The organism is Polaribacter sp. NJDZ03 (assembly GCF_019263805.1).
In the GTDB taxonomy this organism is placed as follows: domain Bacteria; phylum Bacteroidota; class Bacteroidia; order Flavobacteriales; family Flavobacteriaceae; genus Polaribacter.
Map to the genome: position 1 here is coordinate 2,666,114 of NZ_CP079195.1, position 22,157 is coordinate 2,688,270.

Below are 22,157 nucleotides of genomic sequence, written 5' to 3' on the forward strand. Positions count from 1 at the left end.
GCAATTTTGCCGCTTTTTTTTATTTGTACTTTAAAAGTTTAAAGGAATCACTAAACTCTCCATACGTAAAATACTGAATCCAATCTCCAATATTTATATACGTACTATTCTCTTCTAATTTTATTTCTAAAGGAAGGTGTCTGTGGCCAAATACAAAATAATCGTAATGCTGTTGGGCTAGTTTTTCTTTACAATACAAAACCAGCCATTCGTTTTCATCACCTAAATACTTAGCATCATCATCACCAGAAATTAGTCTATTTTTTACAGACATATAATGACCTAGACTTACACCAATATCTGGGTGTAACCATCTAAACATCCATTTGAATAATGGAAAGGTAAACACTTTTTTCATGCGTTTGTAACCGTAGTCTCCAGGGCCTAAACCATCTCCATGACCAATTAAAAATTTTTTATTGTTAATTAAAAACTCTTGTGGTTCTTTATATACAGGTATGTTTAGTTCTTTTTCAAAATAACCATTCATCCATAAATCATGATTACCAATAAAAAAGTAAATAGGAATTCCTGAGTCTTTTATTTCCGCTATTTTCCCCAAAATTCTTACAAACCCTTTAGGAACTACGGTTTTATACTCGAACCAAAAATCGAATAAATCGCCTTGTAAAAAAATGGCTTCTGCATCTTTTTTAACTTCATCTAACCAAGCAACAAACTTTTTTTCGCGAGGAAAACTAGCTTCTGGAGTAGGTGCACCAAAATGTTGGTCGGATGCGAAATAGACTTTTTTATTCTCTGATGTTGTTATAGAAATCAAGGAGTTATTTATTTAGAACGGTAAAAATATAAAAACTAATTTATAAACCGGTAAAAGCAATTAAAAAGGTTGGAAGCAGATTTTGTTTTTAGATTAAAAACATCTCGATACAATTTTGCGAAAAAGCAAAATCACTCGATGTGACAGTATGGGGTTTAGAATGAATAATCACGTAGTTTCTTTGCGTTCAGTTTTGTTTCCATCCAGTTTTGTTATTTCGACCTTTTGGGAGAAATCACATATAGTTTGTTGGCGCTGTGGTATCACTGTTATGAGATTTCTCCTTTTGTCGAAATGACAAAACTGTATTTTACCCTTTCCGCTTAACAAATATTTTGAATAATACACGCTGTCAGTTCGAGTGAAATTTCTTTTTCAGAAATTTGGTATCGAGAACACTTCAATCAAAAAAACTATTCTTTAATAATCTTTTTATATAAGTTACCAGCATCCGTAAAAACTTTGATAAAATAAACACCTTTACTAAGTTTACTTAGATTAATTTCTTTGTTGGTAGGTGTAAGTATCTCTTTACCAGGGGAGTTGTAAATGGTAGCACTTTTAAAAGTTATTTTTTTTGATGTTTCAATAGTTAAAATATCACTTACTGGGTTCGGAAATAAAGAGATGTTTTCTAATATAAAAGGATTGTTTTCTATACCTAACGTAGTGGTGTTATTTTTTGAAATTAAATGAGAATCAGGATCAATATTGATAGCGCTTACAGAGAAATTTACATTCTCTATAAAGGTTTCTCCATTTGTTAAATTGTCTAAAACAAGATCTAAAACCTCTCCATTACTCCCGTATAAACGTATAGGAACATTGGCTTCAAAGAAAGAAACAGAAGCATGACTCTGAGTTTGGTTTAATTGTATGCTTATGGTGTTTGTTGTTGGTTGATGCCAGTTTACATTATAAGTTGGATAGCCTTGGTTGTAAACCCAATCGTTAAAAAACTCATTTAAATCTAAACCACTTACGGTTTCTAAATGTGCCATTAAATCTGGAGTTTTTGCATAATTATAAGCTAAATCAGGATCTGAAATGTAGTTTTTTAAAGCATCAAAAAAATGGGTATCTCCTAATTTCTTTCGCAACATGTGTAAAACCATTGCGCCTTTGTTGTAAGATAATCTACTGTTAAATATTCTGGCAACGCTTGTGGTATCTGCATCTGTAAGATACACAGCGCCATTTTTAGATGAGGTTACAGAGTTTATTGTAGAATTTCTCCAACTTTTAAAAGAAGCGTCTCCATCTAGGTGCGCTATGGTTAAACCAGATAAATAAGTAGCAAAACCTTCGTTTAACCAAATATCTTTCCAGCTACCGCAAGTAATTTTATTCCCAAACCATTGGTGTGCCAATTCATGTGCAATTAATCCACGATTAAAATTCCCCATAAAAGAAACAGTGGTGTGTTCCATTCCTCCGCCCCAACCAAATTGAGCATGCCCGTATTTTTCATTTTTGTACGGATAATCGCCAAACAAATCAATAAAATGTTCCATAATATCAACCGTAATTAAAGTGTTGTTTTGTGCTGAAGTTAAATTCTCTGGATACACATAATTTATAATCGGAAAATTATTTTCATTATGAGAAACCTGATGCGAATAGGTTTTATAATCGGTCACTGCAATGGCTATTAAATAAGCAGGAATAGGGTGTTGGTGTTTAAAGTGGGTGGTTTTATAACCTAAAGTAGTTGTTGTGCTCTGCTCTAATCCGTTGGAAACGGAAATATATTGTTTTGGTGCAGTAATATACACATCAATCGTATCAATTTTATCATTTAAATCTTGCTTACAAGGCCACCAACCTAAAGCGCCATAGGGTTCAGAGAGTGTCCAAAGTACTGGCGTATTTGATGCTCCGTGTGTATTTACTTCAAAAGAACCAAAGCCATTACTTGTTGGGTTTCCGTTGTAATCGATAATAACTGATGTAGAATTTCCTTGATTTAAAGTATTTTGAAGCGTAATAACTAATTCGTCATTTGAATTCTGAGAAAAAGTAACTGCATTTCCATTTTGAGTTACCGAAGTAACGGTCATATTATCATCTAAATCGAAAATAACAGCGCTTAAATTGTTTAAAGCAGTAAAAGTGGTAGTTACTTTACCGGAAATAGCTGCTATGGCAGGATCTACAGTAAACTCTAATTTATGATAGGTAATATTGTAATTAGACGTGTTTGGGTTTGCTTTAAAATGAATTTTTGTTGCGGCAAATTTTGCTTCTGATTCTGCTATTTTTATGAGTTCTTGGGCAGTTGCGCTTGAAATATGACTAAAAATAAGGAGGCAGACAACCAAAAAACGAATCATAATGAATAGGATTAGAATTTAAAAGTACTGTTTAAAATTTAAAATAAAAAATATAGGTGTTAAAGTAGTTCTGTAATTTTTTAGAATGTACCTATCTTTGCAACATGTTAGAAGATAAAAATACACAAAAGACGTCGTTGGCCGAACTAGGTGAGTTTGGTTTAATCAACCATATTACAAAATATTTTAAAGTACAAAATTCATCAACAATAAAAGCTATTGGAGATGATGCTGCTGTTTTAGATGCTTCGGATAAACAAACTTTGGTTACCACAGATTTGTTGATTGAAGGTGTGCATTTCGATTTAAGTTACATGCCGCTAAAGCATTTAGGCTACAAGGCAATAATGGTAAATTTGTCTGATGTATATGCAATGAATGGTGTTGCAGAACAGGTTACAGTTTCTATTGCCGTTTCTAACAGATTTCCATTAGAAGCAATTGAAGAATTGTATGCCGGAATTCAGTTGGCTTGTGAAAGCTATAATGTAGATTTGGTTGGTGGAGACACTACTTCTTCTACCAAAGGAATTTTAATTTCTGTAACTGCTATTGGTAAAGCAGCAAAAGAAGATGTTGTGTATAGAGATGGAGCAAAGGAGACGGATTTAATTGTGGTTTCTGGAGATTTAGGTGCTGCGTATTTAGGCTTACAGGTCTTAGAAAGAGAAAAAAGAGTTTTTAACGTTGATCCAAATAATCAGCCAGATTTAGATAATTATACCTATTTAATTGAGCGTCAGTTAAAGCCAGAAGCACGTAAAGATATTCCGGGTTTATTAAAAGAAATGGAAGTAAAACCGACTGCTATGATTGATGTTTCTGATGGACTTTCATCTGAACTTTTTCATATTTGCACGCAGAGCAAAGTAGGGTGTAAGGTATACGAAGATAAATTACCTTTAGATCCGCAAGTAATTTCTGCTTGTGAAGAATTTGAATTAGATTCTACCATGGTTGCTTTAAGTGGTGGTGAAGATTACGAACTTTTATTTACAGTGCCTATTGCAGATTTTGATAAAATAAAAGGAAACCCACACTTTTCTATTATTGGACATATTACTGCAGAAAACCAGGGCTTAAATTTAGTAACAAGAGCAGAGCAAGAAATTGAATTGAAAGCGCAAGGTTGGAACGCTTTAAAGAATGAATAAATACAGTGATGAGGTTATATAGAAAAAGGCGAAAAATTTTAAATTTTTCGCCTTTTTTATTTACTGTTATCAATAGTTTTTCTAATTTGATATAAAAGTTATTTTTCTTGTATCACTGCTGTTATAGCATTTAATGTAGTTTTCATTTGGCTTTCATTGGTAGCTCCCATATGACCAATTCTAAAATAAGAGTTTTTAAGTTCTGGCAATAATCCTCCAGCAAGTATAACTCCTTTTTCATTGATTGATTTTAATATAGATGCATCCATATTTTCTGGGTAAAATATAGCTGAAAGTGTATTGGCAGCTATACTTTCTCGCTTTGGAATCATTTTTAGACCAAGGTTTTTAAGTGCAATTCGTATTTCTGTTGCAATATGTTTATGTCTTTCAAAACGAGTATTTAAGCCTTCTTTTAAAATGTTATCTAAACTTTTTTCTAAGGCAATTATAAGGTTTACTGGTGGTGTCCCAAAATACGAAGTTTGTTTGTTTTGATAAGCCTTCATAACTGGTAGCCAATTATTCCAGTCAGCGTAATAATTTGGTACAGGAGTTTGTCTTTTTTTAAATAATTCTATCGCTTTTTCTGATACTGATAATAAAGCCAAACCCGGAGGAACTCCAATAGCTTTTTGTGAAGCTGTAAGTACAACGTCTACTCCCCAATCATCTTGTTTAATTTCTTCTCCTGCAACAGAGCAAACACCATCAAGAATAGAAAGTACGTTGTATTTTGTAGCTAATTTACAAATAGCTTCTGCATCGTTTAATACCGCTGTAGAAGTATCTACATGGGTGAACGTTAAAAGCTTATAGTTTTTAGATTTTAGATGCTTTTCAATAACTGACATAGGTACAATATCTCCTGTTTCAGAAGCTACAATATCTACATTTGCACCATATCGTTTAAGTATTTCAGCGTAGCGTAAACCAAAATAACCTGTAGAAATTACAAGTACATTATCTCCTTGTTCAATAAGATTAGCTACTGCCATTTCCATAGCAAAAGTTCCTGTTCCTGCAACAATAAATACTTGACCAAGCTCTGTTTGACAGACCTCTTTAAAACCTTTTAAACTATTTGCAAAAATATCTATAAAATGAGGGTCTAAATGACTTGGTGTAGGTTCAGACATAGATTGTAAAACATTTGTTTCAAACTCTATTGGGCCAGGAATCATTAATAATTTTTTCAATTGTATTCTATTTTTAAATTGTTGGTAACTTAATTGATCTGTAAAGTTTTAATGTTTTAGATTAGAAGTTAAACGAAATTAGTAGTTTTTTATGAGAAAGCCAAGTAAACTATTCTTGTAAATAAATAACCGTAGAAATTTTAAAAAGTCTATTCGTATTTTAATTTCAGTGCTTTTCTTTTGTCTTGATCCGATACTTTTTTTTGTTTCCAATAAGGCTCTGTGCTGCTTGCTTTTAGTTTTGCAGTTGTTAATAACCCTGTTCCATTATCTTCTGTCCAATTCAAAATTTTGTATGGAAAGTTTTTTTCTACTCCAATGGTAAGTGTTCTATTAATACTTAGATACTTTATTTTATAGTTGAGTGTTTTTTCTGATGTTGTTTTGCTAATTTTTGCTTTCTCTACATCCATTTTTTTGTAGTTAAAACGGCTGTAAATAGTAGAAGGAATTAAATTGATTTCTCCTTCTGGTAATTGCCCTTTTGCAATACGAATTTTAGTAAATAATGCTTCTTCTAAATAAGTAGCATTAATTGTTTTCTCTTCGTCTCCATCAGCTTCAAAATAAGAAAATTGTTTAAAATTATAGGTGTCATCAGCAAGGTTTAACTGCGTAAAAGTATGTCCGCACCATTCTTGAATACTGGTTGAAGATTTTAAGGTAAAAGGATATTTTTTAGTGTTAATAGGTGTAAAAGTAGAAGTGATAATAGCATAATCGTAAATGCCTGTATTAAATTTACGAACATGATTTAGTTTCATGACAGAAACAGCGTTGGTTCCTGCTTTTTGCGGATTGTCTAATTTTACTTGCTTGCTAATAGAAAATGGTTCTGTAACAAAAACCAAAACAACTTCTCCGTCTCGTATTTCGCCATATCTAGCCTGTTTTAAAGTATAACTACTCAACTCAGCTTTCCCAGAATACCAATACTTATTAAATTGATTATTTTTAGAAATAGGGTTGGTCTCTTTTTTTATAGTTGCTTGAGATGTTTTATTTGTTTGTCCGGATTGGCAACCTATAAAAGAAAAAAGGACTAAGTAAAAAAGGGCAGATCTAGTATTCATCATGTTTTGTAACTTATGTAGTTAATCATAAATTGGTCGAAAATTATAGATAAATTTTACAAAACGTTTAATTATTTACTTTTTATCACTTAAAAGCTTTTGCAAATAGTCATTTTGTTTTTCTAGAAGCTCGTTGGTTTTGTGCATTAACTCAATATTTTTAGGAGTTACAACTGCTTTATTCTTTGGGTCGTCTGCTTTCTTTTTTATAGAATTCATCACTTTAACAACCAGAAAAACTGTAAAAGCAATAATTAAAAAATCGATACTAGCTTCAAATAATTTACCGTAACCAATAGCAATTTCATCAACAGTAATTTTTTCTTTAACGAGTATCGCTTCTCTTAGAATAATTTTTTTGTTTTCCCATTTTGTACCTTGAGTCATAAAAGATAGCGGAGGCATTAAAACTTCTTTTACCAATACGCTTATTACTTTGTTAAAAGCAGCGCCAATAATAACCCCAATAGCAATATCTATCATGTTACCTTTTACGGCAAACTCTTTAAAATCTTCAATTAATTTAAACTTCATCTTTAATTTCTTTATAACACCATTAAGTTACAACCTCTAATATCTGAATTATCGAAACGACCAATAATTTCGAAAGTACCGTTTTTATGTACTTTGCCTAAATCTTGCGTAGCAATAAAAGCACAAGAATTATAATTGGCTAAATCAATTACGTTAATTCCGCCTGTTTTTCCTACTTGTTGAATTGTTAAAGCATCTTCTGTGTCTCGGGTAAGAATCTTCATCCAAGGAGGTGTGTCAAAAACGCCGTTTCCGTTAGAATACCCCTGACTCAATAATTCTGTCATTCCGTATTCTGAGTGAATTTCAGTAACCCCAAATCCGCTTTGTAAAAGCTGATGCAATTCATCTCTAATCAACTCTTTTCTTCGTCCTTTCATACCACCAGTTTCCATAATAATGGTATTTTTCAGGTTGAATTGTTGCATTTCTATCAAATCTAACAACGCAAAAGAAACACCAATTAAGAGCGTTTTTTGTCCTTTTTTATCTAATTCAACTAGTTTTTTTGCTAATTCTTGAATATTATCTAGATAAAATCCACTTTCTAAGTTGTTAGATTTCTGAATTAAATCATCAACCATATACACTAAAGAAGAGCCATTTCTTTCTAAATAATTTGGCAATAAAGCTAAAACAGCATACTCTTCTATATTGCCATAAAAATGAGCAAATCCTTTTAGGTAGCTTTCCTTGTAGAGGTTAATATCTGTTACAAAATGCTTGCTTGTAACACTACCTGTTGTACCAGAACTTGTAAAGGTTTCTTCAATTTCTTCTAAGGAAGAAAGTACTTTTTTGCTCTTGAAAAACTGAATAGGTAAAAACGGAATTTCTTCAACCTTAGTAACGTCTGAAGGATGAATGTATAATAAATCGCAAAAAGACCTATATACTTTATTGTTTTTAAATTGATGTTTAAAAACAGCTAAAGCAACTTGCTTAAAATCTTCTTGGTTTTGGATGTTAAAAATATTGTTTTGCATAAATTCGAAAAAACGTCCACAACACTTTTGTTGTAGTTTCTTATAATTATCATTCCCTTGTTTGTGCTGAACTAGTTTCAGTAAAACGGAGATTTACATAAAGAATTCTCTTTAAAAAACTTTACAATGCAAAAATAGAATTATTTAACGCAACCTTTTATAAGTTTTTGCATCTTATAATAAAAGAGCCAAATAATGACGTTAAAAAGTATCATTTTAATTGTTTTTCTAGTTTCATTATCTTCTTGTGAAGAAAACGAAGTACTAATAGATTCAGATAATTTATTAATAGGAACTTGGTTCGATCCTGTTTACAATGGTGAAACGACAACATTTAAAAGAGGAAACTCTTTGCCAAATGATGCCTACGGAATTTCATTTCATAAAAATGGTGGTTTTATAGAACGAACTTCTGGTTGGTGCGGTACACCGCCTTTATCTTTTTTTAATATTGAAGGAACTTTTGAGTTAGAAAATACCCTTGTTAATATTTCTACAGAAAACTATCCAGCAAATTATGCGTGGAGAATTATTACACTCACAGAACATAAATTAGTGGTTAAAAGAGAACTAACAGCGCAAGAAATTGAACATAGAAGTTTAATGGATTTATTCAATGAAATTCAAGAATTGTCTAGCAGTGTTTCTTGCTCAGATACTGCAAATTGGTTGTTTACCGCTTACGGTGCAAAAGCTTGTGGAGGTTCGCAGGGATATATAGCTTATTCATCTGAAATAGATATAAATAATTTTTTAAATAAAATAGAAATATACACAGAAGCAGAAAAAACATTTAATGTTAAATGGGGCATAATTTCAGATTGTTCTATAGGAAGTGTTCCAGTTTCTGTTGAATGCGAAAATGGAATTCCAACCCTTAAATATTAATTTAATAACAAAAACCATGAAAAAAATCAGTTTACTTTTATTAGGATTACTAATCTTTACTTCTTGTTTAGATCAAGATGATTCGCCAAATTTTGCCTATGAATTCTTAAAAATAGACGAAGCAATTACTCCAGAAAGTTTTACATTTGGAGAAACAGATACCATTACCATAAAATATTCTTTCCCCAACAGTTGTTATTCCTTTAATCAAATTTATTATGAGGCTAAAGATTCTACAAGAACAGTTGCAGTGAGAGCAACGGTTTTATTAGATAAAGAATGTACAGAAGAAATTGTGCAAGAAGAAAAGAAGTTTGTAGTTACCGTGTCTCAAACAGAAGACTATATTTTTAAGTTTTTTAAAGGAACTGATAGTGAGGGCGAAAATATTTTTGAGGAAGTAATAGTTCCTGTAAATTAGTACCATCAAAATAGAAGAGCTCATACAAGAATGTTGTCAGCAAAAAATGGCAGCGCAATCAACAGTTTATCAGCTTTATGCCGATAAGCTGTTTGCGGTTTGTTTAAAATACTCCAGTAATTATCAAGATGCAGAAGATAATTTACAAGATAGTTTTATGACTATTTTTGAGAAAATAAAACAATATAATCATAAAGGTTCTTTTGAAGGTTGGTTAAAACGTATAACTGTAAATACAGTTTTACAAAAATATAGAGTAAAGTCTCCTTTGCAAAATGTTAGTAATTTTTCTGATGAATTAGAAACAGAAGAAGAGTTTAATATAGAAGACACTGCTTTTAATGTGGATGTTTTGTTGAGCCTTATTCAGCAATTACCAGATCAATACAGATTGGTTTTTAATTTATATGTTTTAGACGATTATGCTCATAAAGATATTGCAGAAATGTTAGGTATTTCTGTTGGAACATCAAAGTCAAACTTATCTAGAGCAAGAAAAATTTTGAAAGATCAATTAGAAATGCATCAAAAAACAACAGAAAACGATTAATTGATGAAAAATAAGAATTTAGATAAATTGTTTCAAGATCAGCTTAAAAATTTGGAGGTAACTCCAGATAAAAAAGTTTGGAGCAATATAGAATCTAAACTTAAAAAGAAGAAAAGGAAAGTAGTACCTTTTTGGTGGTTTGCAGGTGCAGCGGCAGCCATGTTGCTTTTAGGAATGGTGTTGTTTCCAGTCGATAAAAACAAAACAGATTTTATAAAAATTGATTCTAAAACTATTGTTACGGAAAGTACAGAAAACGAAGTTGAAAAAAATGATCAACCTAAAACAGATACACTTATTCAAAATATAAAAATTAAAGAAGAGATACTCGTTGCTGATAAGAAACTAATAGAAAATGATAAAAAGAGAATAGAAAAACCTGGTTTTCAAAAGAAGTTAGTACGTAAAGAAATAGCTACTAAAAAGATTTTATTAGCTAATAATACAAACAACGAAATATTAGATTCTGTTAACGATAAAACGATAACTATAAATAAGGAAGTTTTTTCTGAAGAAAAAAACAAAATAGTAGAGATTGTAACTCAGGAAAAAGAATTGCCTAAAAATAAAGTTGATTTAGATAAATTTATAATAGAAAAAGATAGTGTTTTTTCTATTAAAAATTTAAAAAATAAATGGTTTATTGCGCCTGTTTTTGCAATTTTAAATTCAAATTCATTTTCAAATTCATCTCCTGTAAATAAAAACTTATCAAATTCTACAAAAGGAAAAAGCTCTTTTTCTTATGGTTTTCAAATAGGATACCAGATTAATAAAAAATGGAGCATTCAATCTGGTGTACATTTGCAAGAAATGAGTTTTGTGAACAATCAGGTAACAGCTGTTTCTTCAATTTCAAAAAGTTCATCTGCTATAGCATTTAATAGTGGTGCTTCTTTTTCTTTTAACAAAGCACCTACTCAAAGTTTAGATTATAGTAACAATACGGTTTTAGATAGAAGTAGTTTAACTGGAAATTTGAATCAAATATACGGTTATATAGAAATTCCACTAGAAGTGAAATATAATTTTTTAAGTGTTAAAAACTTTAATACACAGGTGGTTGCAGGGTTTAGTTCTTTATTTTTAAATAAAAATGAAGTTAATTTTAGTTCTCAATTTATTTCAAATTCTGGTACTGCTAATAATTTAAATAAGCTTAACTTTAGTGGTAACTTAGGTTTCGATTTTAATTATTTTTTAAATAATAATTGGTCTTTAAATTTAAACCCTATGTTTAAGGCTCAGTTAAATACCTTTAGTGAAGATTCTAATGGTTTTTCCCCTTTTAATTTTGGTATCTACTCTGGTATCAAATATACATTTTAACGACATTTATTGTTGTTCCGTCGAAATGTAAGAAGTATTACTTCTTCATTATATTAAATTTGACTTTTTAAATGAAAGCAATATGACATTTTTAGCAAACACATATAGAACATTAAGTGGTACCAGAGAAATTATAGTATCATTAGAAGAAAAATCTACACAATGGGTTGTCTATAAGGATGAAAAACCTGCTTATTTTGTAGATTTTTATGATTTAGACAAAGAATCTAATGCTATGATGAATAGCTTAGTATTGTGCACTAAAAGAACAATTTACGAAGTTTTAGAGATTATTAATAATAAGAACAATATTAACTTATCCGTACCTATAAAATCTAGATTAGGTTTTAAAAAAATTATAAAATCTAGAAAAGTAGAATTAGACTTAGGGCCAATACCAGAAGAATGGTTGGCATACTCTTTGTAGTATAATTTTATATTAAAGTATTCTATTTTTATTTTTTGGGGATTAAATAAAAATAATTTATTTCTACAACGCTAATTGTTTAATAATAAACAATTAGCGTTGTTTTTGTTTAATATATGTAAGTCTAAAAATTATTCGTAAATTCGTTTTTAAGATATTAACAACAAAAACAGAACAGCAAAATGACAGACTTTGGAATTCAAGAAGCTTTACAAAAGCTAGGATTAAAAGCTATAAATAATGGAACTTCTACAGGATCTACTAATTTTTCTAATGGCGAATTGATAGAGAGTTATTCTCCTGTTGATGGAAAATTGATTGGAAAAGTAAAAGCAACTACAAAAGAAGATTACGAAAAAGTGATGGAAACAGCCGCTAAAGCTTTTTTATCTTTCAGAAATATGCCAGCTCCACAAAGAGGAGAAATTGTACGTCAGTTTGGTAACAAATTAAGAGATTTAAAAGAACCTTTAGGCAAGTTGGTTTCTTATGAAATGGGAAAATCTTTGCAAGAAGGTTATGGAGAAGTACAAGAAATGATAGATATCTGTGATTTTGCTGTAGGTTTATCTCGCCAATTAAACGGACAAACAATTCCGTCTGAAAGACCAGGACATGTAATGAGAGAGCAATGGCACCCAATTGGTGTTGTTGGTATTATCTCTGCCTTTAACTTTCCGGTTGCTGTTTGGGCTTGGAACACTGCTTTAGCATGGATTTGTGGTGATGTTTGTGTTTGGAAAGGTTCTGAAAAAGCACCTTTATGTACCGTTGCTTGTCAGAATATTATAGCCGATGTTTTAAAGAAAAATAATTTACCAGAAGGAATCTCTTCTATTATTAATGGCGATTATAAAGTGGGAGAAATGATGACTACCGATACTCGTATTCCATTAATTTCTGCAACAGGTTCTACCAAAATGGGACGAATTGTTGGTGCAACTGTTGCACAACGTTTTGGTAAATCATTATTGGAATTAGGAGGTAATAATGCCATTATTATTACGCCTACTGCAGATTTAAAAGTAGTGGTGCCTGGTGCTGTTTTTGGTGCTGTTGGTACTTGCGGACAACGTTGTACATCTACAAGAAGATTAATTATTCACGAATCTGTGTATGATAAAGTAAGAGATGCTATTGTTGGCGCTTATGGTCAAATTAAAATAGGAAACCCTTTAGATGAAAACAATCATGTTGGTCCGTTAATAGATCATGATGCTGTAAATACGTATTTAGCTGCAATAGAAAAAGCAAAAGCAGAAGGTGGAAAAGTTTTAGTAGAAGGTGGTGTTTTAGAAGGTAAAGGATACGAATCTGGATGCTATGTTAAACCAGCAATTATAGAAGCAGAAAATCATTTTGAAATTGTTCAGCATGAAACTTTTGCACCTATTTTATATTTGATGAAATATTCTGGAGAAGTAGAAAACGCAATTGACAAACAAAATGGAGTTGCCCAAGGTTTATCATCAGCAATTATGACCAACGAACTAAAAGAGGCAGAGAAATTCTTGTCTTATGCAGGTTCAGATTGTGGAATTGCAAACGTAAACATAGGAACTTCTGGTGCAGAAATTGGTGGTGCTTTTGGTGGTGAAAAAGAAACTGGAGGAGGTAGAGAGTCGGGTTCTGATGCTTGGAAAGTATATATGCGTAGACAAACAAATACCATTAATTATTCTGATGAATTACCTTTGGCACAAGGAATAAAGTTTGATCTTTAATTGTTTTTTAGAGTCTTAAATATATTTGAAGAGGCTGTATAAAAAGTGAGTTTTTTGTCAATTTGAATTTATTTCAGATTATTTTGAAGGTTGATTTTTAGTAAGTAGAGATACTGAAACAAGTTCAGCATGACAAGATTTAATCCTTTTTAGACAGCCTCTTTAGTTCTTTTACAGAAGCTTTTAAAAACTTGACTTTCTAAAATAAAACAGCTAACTTCGTTTAACTTCTGATAAAATGAATTAAAACTCACCTTATCATTATAGTTGTAAGCAATTTGAAAAACCACTCGAACTAAAAGAAAATATTTAAAATTGAAAGAAAAAAAAGAAAAAAATAAATGGCAATTTTCAATTTTAATTCTGTTAATTATTACTGGAATTTGTTTTGGCATTTGGAACAGTTTGGTTGAGAAAAATGAATTGAAGAATTCAAAAACAGTAATCGGAACTATTATTGAAATTGAAGAACGATTTCAGAGAGGAATATTTATAAAATATGAATTTAAAGTAAATGGAAAAAAATATACTGAAAATCAAAAATTAACTGTAAAAAAGGAAACTATAAAAAACGGAGATAAATTTGAAGTTAATTATTCAGAAAAAAAACCTGAACACAATGAACTTATTTTCGAGAAACGAATTGCTGAACATAAATGAAAAAACTAATAATAATTACGATTATATCCTTGACTTTATTCTCTTGTCAACAAATGACTTCATTGCATTCTGACAAAACTCTGACCAAAAAAATAGAAACCAAATTTAAGTCGAAATCAGAAACAATCGACTTAACTAAACTCAACAGTTTTGAATGGAAAGAATTATTAATTCTTGGACCATATTCTATGATTGATAATGTCGAAAAAAAGCTGAATTTAGATTTAGAAAATATTAAAGTAAATGGAATTGAATATATCGACTCTGTAAACCTCCTTGTTTTTATAAAAGATGGAAAATCTATTAAAATTTCAGAAGTTTCGAGAGAAATTGGAGACTTTGTAGATTTAGGAAAGATTATTGAAAAAAGGAACGCAAAATTTATAAAAACAGAAAACGGAAAAAATAAATTAGCTGAATAAAAACTGCTTACAACACCGTATAAACTTTATTGCTGGTTTTAGCTCACTTGGGAAATTCCTCCGGAATTTCGCCGTTCGTGTTTTATTTACTAAATTCACTGCTTAAAACACGCAACAAACCATACACAAAAACGTTAAACGTTTGTTTTTCTTCTAAAGAACTATATTCTGCTTCTGTAGGTAATTTTTCAATAATACTATTTAAGTCTATAATATTTTGGCCATTATTTCCCCGCGAACCTTGTCCTGATTGTCTTGGCTCAGTACTATATGGATACTTTACATAAACATTCTTTTTTTTCTTTCCCTTGATGTCGTAATAAACGGTAAGGCCTGTTCTAATTATTGACATAGAGGTCTTTGTGTCTGTAGTACTTATATTTAAGTAAACATAATTGTCATCTTGTGAAACTTTATATAAAATGTTCTCATTGGATACTTGTGTTGTATCCGTGGGAAAATTTGTTGTATTTGAAGCAAAAGAATAAAGGCTTGAAAGTAGTGTAAGTAAAATGGCTAAATGTTTCATTTTTTGTAATTATTAGAGTTTAGAATTCTGATTTAAATTATTCATACGGTATAAAGACTATTCTATTTTAAAAAAGGTTTAATTCATTTCAAAAAAAAATAAAATTCAATAATCTGATAAATGAAGAAAAGACTTCATCACATCTTCCAGTTCATAAAATCATAAAAAATACCGTCGATAAAAAAAGCCGTTCTGTATAGACAATTGCCTTAAAGATCTATTTCAGTTTTATAAGGAAGTATATAGTTTCATATTTGAAGTGTTAATTAAAAACACACAAAAATGAAATTATATCTCATCATAACAAGTTTTTTAATCGTGCAATTTTCATTTGCACAAGAAGTGTCTAACACTTCAGTAGCAAAAATATGGTCATTAGAAGAAAGTATTACCTACGCTTTAGAAAACAACATTACCGTTAAGGATGCTTCTTTAAATACCAATATTGCAGAAGTAAATTATGATAAAGCAAAATCTTCCAGACTGCCTAACTTATTTGGTAGTGCTTCTCAAAATTTTTCTAACGGAAATTCTATTGACCCAATAACAAGTGATTTTGTGTCAGACCAAATCTATAGCACCAATGTGGGCATCAATAGTTCAATGACCTTGTTTCAAGGCAATCAAATTAACAATGATATAAAACAACGTGAATTACTTTTAGAACAGAGTTCATTTATTGAAGAAGTAGCAAAGAATAACATTGTTGTTAGCATTTTAGAAACCTATTTGCAAAGTTTATATAGTAAAGAAAGTATTAGTATAGCAGAAAATAATCTTTCGGCTTCAGAAAAAGAAGTGTTACGTGCCAAAGCACGATTAGACGCAGGAGAAATTGCACTTAATGATTATACAGAAGCACAAAGTCAAACGGCAACAAATAAGTACCAAGTAATTGCTGCAAAAAACAATTACCAACAAAATATAATTGTTTTAAAGCAATTATTAGAATTGCCACCTACACAAGAGATGGAGGTTGAAACCATTGATAAAAATATAGATTTAATTAATTTGGAACTTAATAAAATGACGATTTATAACAATGCGTTAGGCTATCTACCAGAAATTAAAGCAAGTAGCTTAAATATCGCTGTTAACGAAAAGGAGTTGGACATTGCAAAAGGTGGCTATTTACCAACATTATCTTTAACAGGAAGTATGGGAACTGGTTACACAAGTATTAGAGACAATACATTTTTAGACCAGTTTAATCTTAATTTTAATCAAAGAATAGGGCTTTCACTAAATATTCCAATCTTTAATAAAAATCAGACCAAAGCGGCTATAAGCACAGCAACTATAAACATTAAAAAAGCTCAAATACAAAAACAAAATTCTGAAAAAGAAATCTATAGAAAAGTTGAGACTGCCTACCAAAATGCACTCTCAACACAAGAGCAAGTTATTGCTGCAGAAGCTTCTAAAGCTGCAGCCGAACAATCGTTTAATCTGGCACAAAAGAAATATGAATTAGGAGCTTTGAGTACTACAGATTTAGTGATTAGTCAAAACACATATACAAATGCTCAACAAAATTATTTACAAGCCAAATACTTAAATATTTTATATCATCAATTATTACAATTTTACCAAGGAAACGATATTAAACTTTAATCAACAATACTATGAAAAATAAGAAATTAATAATAGGTAGCATTCTAGTAGTTATACTTGCTATCGTAGTTTACAGCTTTGTTAACAATGATGATGCTGTAATAATAGAAGCTAAAACGGTCATCGCAAAAAAAGCGAAAGTTACTACAATGGTTACGGCAACTGGAACCATCGAGCCTATAACCAAAGTAGAGGTTGGAACGCAAGTTTCTGGTGTAGTCGAAAAAATATTTGTTGATTATAACAGTGAAGTTAAAGAAGGACAATTAATTGCCGAATTAGACAAAACTAATCTGTTAACTACATTATCGCAGGCGCAAGCTGTTTATGATAATGCTGTAAATCAAAAGAACTACACCAAAACCATTTACGACCGTCAAAAATCCTTGTATGACAGTCAGGTTATAAGTAGGTCTGATTTTGATGATGCGAACTTCAATTACGAAACAGCAAAAAGCACAGTTACTCAACGTTTGTCTGATTTACAAAAAGCGAGAACCAATTTAAGTTATGCCGATATTCATTCACCAATTGATGGTGTAGTATTGTCGAGAGCCATAGACGAAGGACAAACTGTTGCGGCAAGTTTAAGCACACCAACACTATTTACTATTGCAAAAGATTTAAAACAAATGCAAGTAGAGGCTAATGTTGATGAAGCAGATATAGGACAAGTAAAAGAAGGACAACGTGTTAGTTTTACTGTTGATGCTTATTTAGAAGATGAGTTTGAGGGTGTTGTTACACAAGTACGTTTAAACCCAACGGTAACTTCTAACGTGGTTACTTATACGGTAGTAATTAAAGCAGATAACCCTGATTTAAAATTAAAACCAGGCTTAACAGCAACCATTTCAATTTACACCTTGGAATTAAATGATGTATTAACTGCCGAAGCCAAAGCCATTAACTTTAAACCAACACGTCCAGAGTTAACAGCTTATAATGAACAACAAAATCTTACAGTACAACAAACAAATGAAAGACCTACAGAAAGAAGTAATGGTAGCGTTGTTTGGGTTTACAGTAGCAATGGCGAAATAAAACCTCAAAAAGTCACTTTGGGAGCAAGCGATGGCGTAAATGTGCAAATTTTAAGTGGTATTACTGAAGGTGATAAATTAGTGTACAGTTTAGAAGGCGTTAGTAAAACAGCAGCAAGTGCAGCAGATAAAAGTAAAAGTCCATTTATGCCACAAACAACAAGAGGTGGAGGAAAAAGATAATACGATGAAAAAAGAAATCATAAAAATAGAAAACTTAAAGCGTGAGTTTACAATGGGCAATGAAACGGTTCACGCGTTAAAAGGTATTTCGTTTGATATAAAAGAAGGCGAGTTTGTAACCATTATGGGTTCATCTGGTTCTGGAAAAAGTACGATGTTAAATATTTTGGGTTGTTTAGACCAACCTACATCTGGGAACTATGAAATTGATGGTGTTAAGGTTAAAGACCTTACTAAAAATCAGTTAGCAACCATACGTAATGAAAAAATCGGATTTATTTTTCAATCCTATAATTTATTAGCCAGAACATCTGCTATTGAAAATGTAGAATTACCGCTTTTATATAACAGTAAAGTTTCCACAGAAGAACGTAGAAAACGTGCAATAGAAGCGTTGCAAAAAGTAGGTTTGGGCGATAGATTAGACCATACGCCTTCGCAACTTTCAGGTGGTCAACAACAACGTGTTGCCATTGCAAGATCGTTAGTAAACAACCCTGTAATGATTCTTGCCGATGAAGCAACAGGAAACTTAGATACGCGAACTTCTTACGAAATTATGTCTTTGTTTCAAGACTTGAACAAACAAGGCATTACCATCACTTTTGTAACGCACGAAGAAGATATTGCAACATTTAGTAGTAGAACCATTGTTTTAAAAGATGGAAATATAATTCAAGATTACAAAAATGAAAATGTACAATCGGCAGCAGAAGAGTTAGCAAAATTGCCTAAAGAAAATCATTAATTATGAGACTATTAAATTTATTTAAAATCGCTTTTAAAGCCATTGTTCTTAATAAAATGAGGACCCTACTTACAATGTTGGGCATTATTATAGGTGTAGCATCGGTAATTGCAATGCTCGCTATAGGTGAAGGCTCTAAAGAAAGCATTCGCGAAAACATTTCAAGTATGGGCTCTAATATTATTACTATTAGACCTGCATCTGCTTCAAGTGGTGGTGTTCGTGCAAGTGCAGATGAGATGCAAACACTTACCCTTAAAGATTATGAAGCCGTTAAAGATCAAGCCACCTTTTTAAGTTATGCAACACCATTGGTTACTGGTAAAGGACAAGTTATAAATGGTGCTAACAACTGGCCATCGGGTATCTATGGTGTCAATCCAGATTATCTAAAAATTAAAGTAGTTGATTTGCAAAGCGGCAGTATGTTTACAGATGCCGAAGTAAAAATGGCTTCTAAAGTGGCACTTATTGGGCAAACGGTCGTGGACAATGTGTTTCCTGATGGGCAAGATCCTATTGGACAGATGATTCGTTTTAATAATATTCCGTTTAAAGTGATTGGTGTATTAGAAGTAAAAGGAGAAAACACCTTTGGTCAAGACCAAGATGATGTGGTTATTGCTCCATATACAACCGTACAAAAACGTATTTTGGCTATTGATTATATCAATCAAATTATGGCTTCGGCAATAAGTGAAGACGATGCGCCAAATGCTGTTACTGAAGTCTCAGAAATTATGAGAATTCAACATCAAATATCTAATCCAAATAAAGACGATTTTACTGTACAATCTATGGAAGAGCTTATTTCTACTTTTAGTTCTACAAGTGAGATGTTAACTTTATTATTAGTGGCAGTTGCTAGTATTTCGTTATTAATTGGAGGTATTGGAATTATGAATATCATGTATGTTTCTGTAAAAGAACGTACCAAAGAAATTGGTTTAAGAATGGCTGTTGGAGCAAAAGGAGCTGATATTTTAATGCAATTCTTAATTGAAGCCGTGTTAATCAGTATAACTGGCGGAATTTTAGGTGTACTTTTAGGACTCGCATCAACCATATTTATTGAAAAATTCTTAAATTGGCCAACAAGTGTAGCAATGTATTCTGTTGTAATTTCCTTTGCTGTTTGTGCTGTGACTGGTATCTTTTTTGGATGGTATCCTGCAAGAAAAGCATCAGCTTTAGACCCTATTACAGCATTGCGTTATGAATAAATTAATGATGAAAAAAAATAAAAAAGTAACCCTTTTTTCGCACCTTATTGTTTGGTTTACCTTATTTAGTATTCCTTATGTGCTATCTTATGGTCTAGAAGAAGAAATTAATAGAGTTATCTCTCGTTTTTGGATTCCCTTATTTTTTTATGCCATTCTTTTTTACACCAATTATTTTGTATTAATAGACAGGTTTCTTTTTAAGAATCAAACCATTAAATACATCCTAATAAATGGTGCTATTATTATGGTGTTTTTAACAATAAAATCGCAAATTGATGCACTTTTTTTTACTGATATAATTAGAAAATCATCAAGCAATACTAGTGTTGGACCACCATTTAAAATGATTATTTATGTGCAAATGCTATCTTATTTAGCTCCTGTACTTTTTTCAGCTGCCATTAAAACCACTAAGCGATTAATAAAAACAGAAGCACAACGTAAGGAAGCGACGAATTCTAAACTAGAATCAGAATTACAACATTTGCATTACCAGCTGCAACCGCATTTCTTTTTTAATTCGCTTAACAATATATATTCTATGGTGGATATTTCGCCAGAACAGGCAAAAAAATCCATTCATAGTTTAAGTAAATTAATGCGTTATATGCTGTATGAAACCAATATGGATGTATTACCACTTTCTAAAGAAATCGATTTTATGAAAAAGTATATCGATTTAATGAAGTTAAGAGTTTCGGATAAAACAGAAGTTAGTTATAATTTTCCTGAAGAAGAAACTGGTATTAAAATAGCACCATTGTTATTTATTTCATTAATTGAAAACGCATTTAAACATGGTGTGTCTGCAACTAAAGAAAGTTATATTAATATTTCTATGACATCAAATGAAAAAACAGTTCAATTTGCCATTGAAAACGATAATTTTCCTAAAAAAACAAACGATAAAAGTGGTTCTGGAATAGGGCTTCAAAATGTTGAGAAGCGGTTACAATTACTTTACCCTAATAAACATAGTTTTAATACGCGTATAGTGAATAATCGTTTTTTAATAGATTTAAAAATAGAAACAGCTTAAAATATGAGTAACTTAAAAATTACATGTGTTATTGTAGATGATGAACCAATGGCGTTAAATCTAGTGGAAAGTTATGTCGAAAAAACGCCTTTTTTAGAGCTTAAACAAAAATGTAGTAGTGCTATTGAAGCTATGGAGTTTATTAAAACGGAACCTGTAGATTTATTGTTTTTAGACATACAAATGCCCGATTTAACTGGTATTGAGTTTTCTAAAATGCTACCAAAAGAAACACGTGTAATCTTTACTACGGCTTTCGATCAATATGCTTTAGAAGGTTTTAAGGTTGAAGCTTTAGATTATTTACTAAAACCTTTTGATTATGCTGAATTTCTTGCCGCAGCCAACAAAGCAAATACCTGGTTCGATTTGGTAAAAGGAAAAGGGGAGAAGCAACAAGTTTTATCGCCCGAAAAAGAGTTTCTTTTTGTAAAATCTGAATACAAGCAATTACGGATAAAATTGGCTGATGTCTTGTATTTTGAAGGCTTAAAAGATTATATAAAAATATGGTTGAAAGATAATCCGAAAGCCATTTTAACATTAATGAGCTTAAAATCTTTAGAAGCCGAACTGCCTGAAACACAATTTATGCGTGTACATCGATCTTTTATAGTTTCCTTAAAGAATATAGAAGTTATAGAACGTAGTCAGATTATTATAAACAAACAACGTATTACAGTTTCAGAACAATACAAGCCTAAATTCTTAGCATTTGTAAATGGTAATTCATTACAAAACTAGGGTTGTTTCATTTCATCTATCAAACAACCTAATTGGGCGATAAATAGATATAGTTTGTCTATTTACTTTTACCAAACAATCATATAAAAGTACTTTTGTGCCCACATAAAATCTTAACCTATAATTATGAAAAAAATCTTATTATCATTAGCATTAACTGCTACTATGTTTAGCTGTAGTAGTCTTAACAACGCAAATACATCAAGTATTACACAAGCAGCAACATTATTAGGTTCTTTAAGCTCTAATTCTACTGTACAACAAATTACTACTCTTTTTAGTTTATTAGACACTAATAATGATGAAGCTATTAGTTCTACAGAAGCAATTGGTACTGTGTCAGAAAACTTTAATGTTTTAGATACAGATAATAATTCAAGCTTAAACTTAACAGAATTAACGGGTTTATTAGGTTTGTTAAAATAAGTTTCTAGATAAATTTATAACTAAAAAGGGTGTGCTTTTAAATAGTATATCCTTTTTTTTTATGGTTTTTTATGTGGTTTAGTATTAACCTTCAGATATCTATGTCGATATAAGTTTCTTATTC

At 31.0% G+C, this 22,157-nt stretch carries 23 protein-coding genes; 16 read left to right on the forward strand and 7 right to left on the reverse strand.

The annotated features are described in order from the left end of the window. Positions 1-19 precede the first annotated feature (19 nt). Together KV700_RS11315 and KV700_RS11320 are read right to left on the reverse strand one after the other, a co-directional pair. Entirely contained in the window at positions 20-781 is a 762-nt protein-coding gene (locus KV700_RS11315) for a UDP-2,3-diacylglucosamine diphosphatase (RefSeq protein WP_218597942.1), read from the reverse strand. Positions 782-1,194: 413 nt separating this feature from the next. After that, a complete protein-coding gene (locus KV700_RS11320; RefSeq protein WP_218597943.1) occupies positions 1,195-3,114 on the reverse strand; it encodes a M1 family aminopeptidase in 1,920 nt (639 codons plus the stop codon). 104 nt (positions 3,115-3,218) lie between these two features. On the opposite strand from KV700_RS11320, the gene thiL reads away from it, so the two are divergent. Then, the gene (gene thiL / locus KV700_RS11325) at positions 3,219-4,268 is read left to right on the forward strand and encodes a thiamine-phosphate kinase (RefSeq protein ID WP_166383844.1); all 1,050 of its coding nucleotides are present in this window, start codon (positions 3,219-3,221) and stop codon (positions 4,266-4,268) included. Between the two features lie 98 nt (positions 4,269-4,366). Here the strand turns inward: thiL and KV700_RS11330 are convergent, their stop codons facing one another. From KV700_RS11330 to KV700_RS11345, 4 genes are all read right to left on the reverse strand, one after another. Next, positions 4,367-5,467 (reverse strand): alanine--glyoxylate aminotransferase family protein, encoded by a 1,101-nt coding sequence (locus KV700_RS11330; RefSeq protein ID WP_205860396.1) that lies wholly within the window; start codon positions 5,465-5,467, stop codon positions 4,367-4,369. A 149-nt stretch (positions 5,468-5,616) separates the two neighbouring features. Beyond that, positions 5,617-6,543 (reverse strand): septum formation inhibitor Maf, encoded by a 927-nt coding sequence (locus tag KV700_RS11335; RefSeq protein WP_218597944.1) that lies wholly within the window; start codon positions 6,541-6,543, stop codon positions 5,617-5,619. A gap of 72 nt (positions 6,544-6,615) precedes the next feature. Then, positions 6,616-7,074 carry a large conductance mechanosensitive channel protein MscL gene (gene mscL / locus KV700_RS11340; RefSeq protein ID WP_166383839.1) on the reverse strand — a complete coding sequence of 153 codons (459 nt, stop codon included), beginning with the start codon at positions 7,072-7,074 and terminating at the stop codon, positions 6,616-6,618. An 11-nt stretch (positions 7,075-7,085) separates the two neighbouring features. Then, entirely contained in the window at positions 7,086-8,060 is a 975-nt protein-coding gene (locus KV700_RS11345; RefSeq protein WP_166383837.1) for an acyl transferase, read from the reverse strand. 195 nt (positions 8,061-8,255) lie between these two features. On the opposite strand from KV700_RS11345, the gene KV700_RS11350 reads away from it, so the two are divergent. The 8 genes from KV700_RS11350 to KV700_RS11385 all read left to right on the forward strand — a co-directional run bounded on the left by KV700_RS11350 (position 8,256) and on the right by KV700_RS11385 (position 14,481). Continuing rightward, a complete protein-coding gene (locus KV700_RS11350; RefSeq protein ID WP_218597945.1) occupies positions 8,256-8,948 on the forward strand; it encodes a hypothetical protein in 693 nt (230 codons plus the stop codon). A gap of 16 nt (positions 8,949-8,964) precedes the next feature. Continuing rightward, positions 8,965-9,369: a hypothetical protein gene (locus KV700_RS11355; protein ID WP_240914561.1), complete on the forward strand. Its 405-nt coding sequence runs from the start codon at positions 8,965-8,967 to the stop codon at positions 9,367-9,369. 46 nt (positions 9,370-9,415) lie between these two features. Further along, positions 9,416-9,919: an RNA polymerase sigma factor gene (locus tag KV700_RS11360; protein ID WP_205860395.1), complete on the forward strand. Its 504-nt coding sequence runs from the start codon at positions 9,416-9,418 to the stop codon at positions 9,917-9,919. Positions 9,920-9,922: 3 nt separating this feature from the next. Then, the gene (locus KV700_RS11365; RefSeq protein WP_218597946.1) at positions 9,923-11,248 is read left to right on the forward strand and encodes a PorT family protein; all 1,326 of its coding nucleotides are present in this window, start codon (positions 9,923-9,925) and stop codon (positions 11,246-11,248) included. A gap of 82 nt (positions 11,249-11,330) precedes the next feature. Further along, on the forward strand, positions 11,331-11,675 hold the full coding sequence (locus KV700_RS11370) for a hypothetical protein (RefSeq protein ID WP_166383829.1): 345 nt from the start codon (positions 11,331-11,333) through the stop codon (positions 11,673-11,675). Between the two features lie 182 nt (positions 11,676-11,857). Further along, complete coding sequence (locus KV700_RS11375; protein WP_218597947.1) at positions 11,858-13,399, forward strand: aldehyde dehydrogenase family protein; 1,542 nt, start codon at positions 11,858-11,860, stop codon at positions 13,397-13,399. Positions 13,400-13,714: 315 nt separating this feature from the next. After that, on the forward strand, positions 13,715-14,059 hold the full coding sequence (locus KV700_RS11380) for a hypothetical protein (protein ID WP_218597948.1): 345 nt from the start codon (positions 13,715-13,717) through the stop codon (positions 14,057-14,059). Between the two features lie 53 nt (positions 14,060-14,112). Continuing rightward, a complete protein-coding gene (locus tag KV700_RS11385; protein WP_208889126.1) occupies positions 14,113-14,481 on the forward strand; it encodes a hypothetical protein in 369 nt (122 codons plus the stop codon). Positions 14,482-14,563: 82 nt separating this feature from the next. Here KV700_RS11385 and KV700_RS11390 read toward each other — a convergent pair whose 3' ends face one another. Then, positions 14,564-15,010: a hypothetical protein gene (locus tag KV700_RS11390; protein ID WP_218597949.1), complete on the reverse strand. Its 447-nt coding sequence runs from the start codon at positions 15,008-15,010 to the stop codon at positions 14,564-14,566. A 282-nt stretch (positions 15,011-15,292) separates the two neighbouring features. Here KV700_RS11390 and KV700_RS11395 point away from each other — a divergent pair, with 282 nt between their 5' ends. From KV700_RS11395 to KV700_RS11425, 7 genes are all read left to right on the forward strand, one after another. Then, complete coding sequence (locus tag KV700_RS11395) at positions 15,293-16,624, forward strand: TolC family protein (RefSeq protein WP_218597950.1); 1,332 nt, start codon at positions 15,293-15,295, stop codon at positions 16,622-16,624. Between the two features lie 11 nt (positions 16,625-16,635). Beyond that, entirely contained in the window at positions 16,636-17,850 is a 1,215-nt protein-coding gene (locus KV700_RS11400; RefSeq protein WP_218597951.1) for an efflux RND transporter periplasmic adaptor subunit, read from the forward strand. Positions 17,851-17,854: 4 nt separating this feature from the next. Next, positions 17,855-18,598 (forward strand): ABC transporter ATP-binding protein, encoded by a 744-nt coding sequence (locus KV700_RS11405; protein WP_166383817.1) that lies wholly within the window; start codon positions 17,855-17,857, stop codon positions 18,596-18,598. A 2-nt stretch (positions 18,599-18,600) separates the two neighbouring features. Further along, positions 18,601-19,821, forward strand: coding sequence for an ABC transporter permease (locus KV700_RS11410; protein ID WP_166383815.1), 1,221 nt, complete (start codon positions 18,601-18,603; stop codon positions 19,819-19,821). Positions 19,822-19,828: 7 nt separating this feature from the next. After that, positions 19,829-20,863 carry a sensor histidine kinase gene (locus KV700_RS11415; protein WP_166383813.1) on the forward strand — a complete coding sequence of 345 codons (1,035 nt, stop codon included), beginning with the start codon at positions 19,829-19,831 and terminating at the stop codon, positions 20,861-20,863. Between the two features lie 3 nt (positions 20,864-20,866). Then, positions 20,867-21,607 (forward strand): LytTR family DNA-binding domain-containing protein, encoded by a 741-nt coding sequence (locus tag KV700_RS11420; protein ID WP_166383811.1) that lies wholly within the window; start codon positions 20,867-20,869, stop codon positions 21,605-21,607. 126 nt (positions 21,608-21,733) lie between these two features. Then, a complete protein-coding gene (locus KV700_RS11425; RefSeq protein WP_166383809.1) occupies positions 21,734-22,033 on the forward strand; it encodes a hypothetical protein in 300 nt (99 codons plus the stop codon). Positions 22,034-22,157: the final 124 nt, after the last annotated feature.

What these genes read in the sequence shown, in the direction of transcription:
- KV700_RS11320 (WP_218597943.1), bottom strand. Translation starts at nt 3,114, where the DNA reads ATGATTCGTTTTTTGGTTGTCTGCCTCCTTATTTTTAGTCATATTTCA.
- thiL (WP_166383844.1), top strand. Translation starts at nt 3,219, where the DNA reads ATGTTAGAAGATAAAAATACACAAAAGACGTCGTTGGCCGAACTAGGT.
- KV700_RS11335 (WP_218597944.1), bottom strand. Translation starts at nt 6,543, where the DNA reads ATGATGAATACTAGATCTGCCCTTTTTTACTTAGTCCTTTTTTCTTTT.
- mscL (WP_166383839.1), bottom strand. Translation starts at nt 7,074, where the DNA reads ATGAAGTTTAAATTAATTGAAGATTTTAAAGAGTTTGCCGTAAAAGGT.
- KV700_RS11345 (WP_166383837.1), bottom strand. Translation starts at nt 8,060, where the DNA reads ATGCAAAACAATATTTTTAACATCCAAAACCAAGAAGATTTTAAGCAA.
- KV700_RS11350 (WP_218597945.1), top strand. Translation starts at nt 8,256, where the DNA reads ATGACGTTAAAAAGTATCATTTTAATTGTTTTTCTAGTTTCATTATCT.
- KV700_RS11355 (WP_240914561.1), top strand. Translation starts at nt 8,965, where the DNA reads ATGAAAAAAATCAGTTTACTTTTATTAGGATTACTAATCTTTACTTCT.
- KV700_RS11360 (WP_205860395.1), top strand. Translation starts at nt 9,416, where the DNA reads ATGGCAGCGCAATCAACAGTTTATCAGCTTTATGCCGATAAGCTGTTT.
- KV700_RS11365 (WP_218597946.1), top strand. Translation starts at nt 9,923, where the DNA reads ATGAAAAATAAGAATTTAGATAAATTGTTTCAAGATCAGCTTAAAAAT.
- KV700_RS11370 (WP_166383829.1), top strand. Translation starts at nt 11,331, where the DNA reads ATGACATTTTTAGCAAACACATATAGAACATTAAGTGGTACCAGAGAA.
- KV700_RS11375 (WP_218597947.1), top strand. Translation starts at nt 11,858, where the DNA reads ATGACAGACTTTGGAATTCAAGAAGCTTTACAAAAGCTAGGATTAAAA.
- KV700_RS11385 (WP_208889126.1), top strand. Translation starts at nt 14,113, where the DNA reads ATGACTTCATTGCATTCTGACAAAACTCTGACCAAAAAAATAGAAACC.
- KV700_RS11390 (WP_218597949.1), bottom strand. Translation starts at nt 15,010, where the DNA reads ATGAAACATTTAGCCATTTTACTTACACTACTTTCAAGCCTTTATTCT.
- KV700_RS11395 (WP_218597950.1), top strand. Translation starts at nt 15,293, where the DNA reads ATGAAATTATATCTCATCATAACAAGTTTTTTAATCGTGCAATTTTCA.
- KV700_RS11400 (WP_218597951.1), top strand. Translation starts at nt 16,636, where the DNA reads ATGAAAAATAAGAAATTAATAATAGGTAGCATTCTAGTAGTTATACTT.
- KV700_RS11405 (WP_166383817.1), top strand. Translation starts at nt 17,855, where the DNA reads ATGAAAAAAGAAATCATAAAAATAGAAAACTTAAAGCGTGAGTTTACA.
- KV700_RS11410 (WP_166383815.1), top strand. Translation starts at nt 18,601, where the DNA reads ATGAGACTATTAAATTTATTTAAAATCGCTTTTAAAGCCATTGTTCTT.
- KV700_RS11415 (WP_166383813.1), top strand. Translation starts at nt 19,829, where the DNA reads ATGAAAAAAAATAAAAAAGTAACCCTTTTTTCGCACCTTATTGTTTGG.
- KV700_RS11420 (WP_166383811.1), top strand. Translation starts at nt 20,867, where the DNA reads ATGAGTAACTTAAAAATTACATGTGTTATTGTAGATGATGAACCAATG.
- KV700_RS11425 (WP_166383809.1), top strand. Translation starts at nt 21,734, where the DNA reads ATGAAAAAAATCTTATTATCATTAGCATTAACTGCTACTATGTTTAGC.